This is a genomic window from Halorubrum sp. SS7 (assembly GCF_005435055.1).
Classification (GTDB): Archaea; Halobacteriota; Halobacteria; order Halobacteriales; family Haloferacaceae; genus Halorubrum; species Halorubrum salinarum.
The window spans coordinates 562-782 of record NZ_SGXV01000175.1 but is presented as its reverse complement, the minus strand read 5'-3'; the positions used below and the strand labels follow the sequence as shown (position 1 = coordinate 782).

1 protein-coding gene is annotated in these 221 nt (G+C 64.3%); it reads left to right on the top strand.

Annotation, left to right across the window (positions count from 1 at the left end):
• Window positions 1–221, top strand: a 221-nt coding sequence (locus tag EXE44_RS22130) for a TrmB family transcriptional regulator sugar-binding domain-containing protein (RefSeq protein ID WP_369333864.1), incomplete at both ends; no start/stop codon positions are given.

The following is a 221-nucleotide window of genomic DNA, read 5'->3' as shown; positions in this document are numbered from 1 at the left end:
AAGCAGTTCCAGACGGTCATCGACCGCGCGCGGCTGTTTATCGAACAGGCGGAGACACGCGTGTACGTCTCCGTGACGCCCGAACAGCTCGAACAGCTCCGTGAACCGCTGAAACGGGCACACGAGCGCGGCGTCGCCGTCCACGTACTCGTCTACACGGAATCGGCCGGCGATCCGCCGACGGCCGAATCGGTGTCCGGAATCTGTCACGAGGCTCGGTA